Origin of the sequence: Robinsoniella sp. RHS, assembly GCF_001029355.1 — a bacterium.
Classification (GTDB): domain Bacteria; phylum Bacillota; class Clostridia; order Lachnospirales; family Lachnospiraceae; genus Robinsoniella; species Robinsoniella peoriensis.
In genome coordinates this window covers 1-3,402 of record NZ_JNGB01000266.1, presented here as the reverse complement: position 1 = coordinate 3,402, position 3,402 = coordinate 1, and the positions used below count along the sequence as shown (strand labels likewise).

Annotated in this window: 6 protein-coding genes; 1 reads left to right on the top strand and 5 read right to left on the bottom strand. The window is 41.2% G+C overall.

Annotated elements, in window-relative coordinates:
• The 4 genes from RHS_RS29690 to RHS_RS29675 form a co-directional block, all read right to left on the bottom strand.
• Positions 1-309, bottom strand: a 309-nt coding sequence (locus RHS_RS29690; RefSeq protein WP_047835277.1) for an SPOR domain-containing protein, incomplete at its 3' end; no start/stop codon positions are given.
• A complete protein-coding gene (locus RHS_RS29685; RefSeq protein ID WP_395023685.1) occupies positions 296-1,495 on the bottom strand; it encodes an N-acetylmuramoyl-L-alanine amidase in 1,200 nt (399 codons plus the stop codon). The genes RHS_RS29690 and RHS_RS29685, both read right to left, overlap by 14 nt.
• Before the next feature lie 36 nt (positions 1,496-1,531).
• Positions 1,532-1,816, bottom strand: a complete 285-nt coding sequence (locus tag RHS_RS29680; protein ID WP_047835113.1) for a phage holin family protein — start codon at positions 1,814-1,816, stop codon at positions 1,532-1,534.
• 15 nt (positions 1,817-1,831) lie between these two features.
• Positions 1,832-2,146 carry a hypothetical protein gene (locus RHS_RS29675; RefSeq protein ID WP_047835278.1) on the bottom strand — a complete coding sequence of 105 codons (315 nt, stop codon included), beginning with the start codon at positions 2,144-2,146 and terminating at the stop codon, positions 1,832-1,834.
• Positions 2,147-2,664: 518 nt separating this feature from the next.
• On the opposite strand from RHS_RS29675, the gene RHS_RS32425 reads away from it, so the two are divergent.
• Positions 2,665-2,925, top strand: coding sequence for a hypothetical protein (locus tag RHS_RS32425; protein ID WP_395023684.1), 261 nt, complete (start codon positions 2,665-2,667; stop codon positions 2,923-2,925).
• A 192-nt stretch (positions 2,926-3,117) separates the two neighbouring features.
• Here RHS_RS32425 and RHS_RS29665 read toward each other — a convergent pair.
• Positions 3,118-3,402, bottom strand: a 285-nt coding sequence (locus RHS_RS29665) for a tyrosine-type recombinase/integrase (protein ID WP_047835275.1), incomplete at its 5' end; no start/stop codon positions are given.

Here is a 3,402-nt window from a genome sequence, read left to right as displayed (position 1 = left end):
ACCGCTGTACTTCTTAGCAATAAGAACCTGGTACCATCCTGGTTCTTTATTAATTACATCCATAAGATTACCTTTGTTAAGAGTCTTGTATGGTCCAGAAATGATACCATAGTTTGTCCCCGGCCCTTTCCGGACATTAACACCATCTCCAGTGCATCTTCCAACCCATACGGAATCTTCTGTACCTTTTACAATTGCGTCGAAGCCAGCGCCTTTGATTTTATCCGCCAGGGCTGTTGCATTGCCTTTATTGCTAAATGCTCCACACTGTACCTTATACTGTCCTGCTTCTTCCTTAACGATTGTCATCAAATCCTTTGCTTTTTAATACAGCTGCATGGCTATTCGCCAGCTTCTTATCCTTATAGCTGCCCGCCTGTACCTTGTAAGTACCGGTTTGCTCCAGTTCCGGATGTGGTGCGGGTGTGGGTTTCGGCTGTTCTTCTTTCATGCCGGTAATAGCTTCCAGGATATTTAAAATCTTGCTGCCATATCCGCTGCCTGCAGCCCATCCTTTGCCTTTTGGGTTTTCCGGGATACCCAACCATTCTACGAACTCAGCACAGCCTCTTTCTACATATTGGAACCGTGGATCTACACATTCTTTGCTTAACGGCTCTGTGCAGCCGTATGCTTTAAGGTGCTGGATCTGCGCACGGATACCTGTTTTAGTGTTAGGGAAGGAATTTCCTTTCATACCGTTTGCAGTTACGCCCATACCACAGAAGTTGTTCTGATCCAGGGTTACTGCACTATCCTTAAATGTAAAATTTCCGGTTTCTAGGCAGCTTTGTGCAAAAGCGATGTCTCCCCGGATTCCTTCTGCCTTTCCTTCCTGGATGTACTGCGGAACCATATCCAAAACTGATTGCGCCACGATGGGATTTTTGGATCGAATATATTTCTGCATCTGCTCCGCTGTAGCTGCAGCTTTACCAGTAATCTTAGTACCGGATGCACTCGAACTTCCTCCTAGAGACTTTTTGAATACCTGCCAGGCAGATTCGTTTAAAACATAGGGGTTGGGACAGATCTTCCCATTCACATCATAGTGGCGGATAACCCGGTCAACTGGAATCCCATATTTTTGCATCAGCATCTTTGTTAACTCTATGGTTGCTCTTACTGTAGCATCTTCGTAATACCAATCCTGGTCATTGGCATTCATAGAGGTGGTGCTACGCTTCCTGACACACATCTCTATATTTAACGTATTGTAATTATTTGCCTTGCCGTAGAATGCTCCGCCGCCGCTTCCCTGTCTGCCACCGCCTACGCTCCATGCTCCGTTGCAGTCTTCTACACTCTGCCAGACCTCTCCGCCAAATCCTACGTAGTAATGTGCACTGGCTCCAACATCTCCGCTTGCATAATAAATGCAGTTTGCTTCTGCTCCGCCCAGGGCGCCGACATAGTGTATAACAATGTATTGGATTCCCTGTCCATTTCTGCCGTTGTAATGGTTGTAAGGTGTTATTTTCTTATTTATCTGCATAATGTTACCTATCCTTTCTAAAAAGAAAGAGAGCGATTACTCGCCCTCTGATTTATTGATAATCTTTGTAAATGCCTGGTGCAATCCGGTACTTGCTAATCCTGTAAAGGCTCCATACACAACGGTTTCTAACCCTATTGGAGTATTTGCCAGTCCTGCCGAAACACACGCTAATACAGCCCCCAGCACTGCCAGGATCGTTGGTATGTACTGGTTACTTACCTTTTCCAACCAGGTTATATGCTTAATGCAGTAACCTACGATTAAACATGCTACTAAAACTACTGGGATATAATAATCCTGTAAAAATCCTAAATCCATAATATTACCTCTTTCTTATAAATATTGGGCTGCCATAAAGATCAACCCGGTTGCCACCGCACCAGATATAACAGAAACGATTGTTGTAAACGCTGTCTTCTTTGCACTGTTCCAACGTTCTGCCGGTTCATTTTCCAGTTTCTGCAGCCGGTCTCCCTGCTTTCCCTGCTCTTCCATCATCGTTTTCATGTTCAATGCCAATTCTTTAACGGACATTGCAAGTTCCTGTATATTCTTTTGCTGTTCTTCCAGATCTGTTGTCCGGTGTTTCAATGATCCGATCTCTTTTCCGTATTCGGCAATCTTTACTGCCACTTCTTCGTCATTCATCTCTCTGCCTGCCTTTCCTAATTTTTTTTTAAAAATAAAAAGACCTTCAGGGTGGGTGCTGCTCTGATTTCCATATAAAATCACTCCTTTCACTATAAATAAAGCACTTATAAAAATTCATTTTCGAATGAACTCTTATAAATGCTCTATGTTCCGGGATAAACACGAATTTCACTAATTCTACAAAGACTTATGAATTGCAAAACAGTGTAACTGGACTTGTTTATCATATAGCAGTAGGGCGAATGAGGATACTTTCTTATGATCTTAATTTTCCTGATGGTTATAAGCCAAATGAATCCTATCTTTTTATGCATATTACAGAAAAGCCTTTATGCAATATTTACGCTGATGCATTTAAAGGGTATTCCACTGTGAGAGGGGAGCCATGTCGCATACATCTTAATTGTAATAATCAGTTTTTATATGCTTATATGCCAACCACTACTGGTAGTGTAAAGGGAACTGTTATATATCTTGTTTAAACAATTATATTGCGAAATACAAGCATGGCAAACATGGACTTAGAATTCAACTCTTACCCAACCCACGTAACTGAAAAAGAAAAATATTCTTTGCTGGCTACGTTTTTATTTGGTATAACATACACTCCCGCCTCGGTATATGCACCATCTTTAGGTTTTATATATCCGGTACCGCTTGAAAAGGAGAAAGGAATATCAAATGCCGTTTCATTAAAATACTTCTTCGGGATTCCAGCAATGCGGTATTCTATTCCATTATTCAAAGATACTTTTGCCATTCCTCCTGTTATGTAAGTATGAACTTTACCGGCATTAAATAATGCAGAAGATGGGCAAACAGTATTAGAAACTGTTTCACCACTAACCGCTAAATTCGTGTTTTCCTCAGATGATTTTAGTTCCTATTTTCCTGTACAAAAATATTTTTAGGTACAACAAAAACACCTGCCAAAAGCAGATGTAAAAATATTCTAAATTGTATTATAATTATGCACTTAAGTACTTATTGTGGTTAAACCGTAAACTCTCTTCATTTATGGTGCAATATATCATGGTTGTTTCCGTCTTTGCGTGCCCTAACATCTTAGAAACTTCCTGCAGTGGCATGCCTCTATTAAGTGCATTTGTTGCTGCTGTTCTCCGGTATCTATGCGGATGCACCTTTTCCACACCTGCTTTACGCCCTAAGCGCCTTAAAATGTCCTCTACGCCGGATATTGTTAATCTTGTATATGGTTCCTTTTCGCTAACAAACAATGCTTCATTATTATC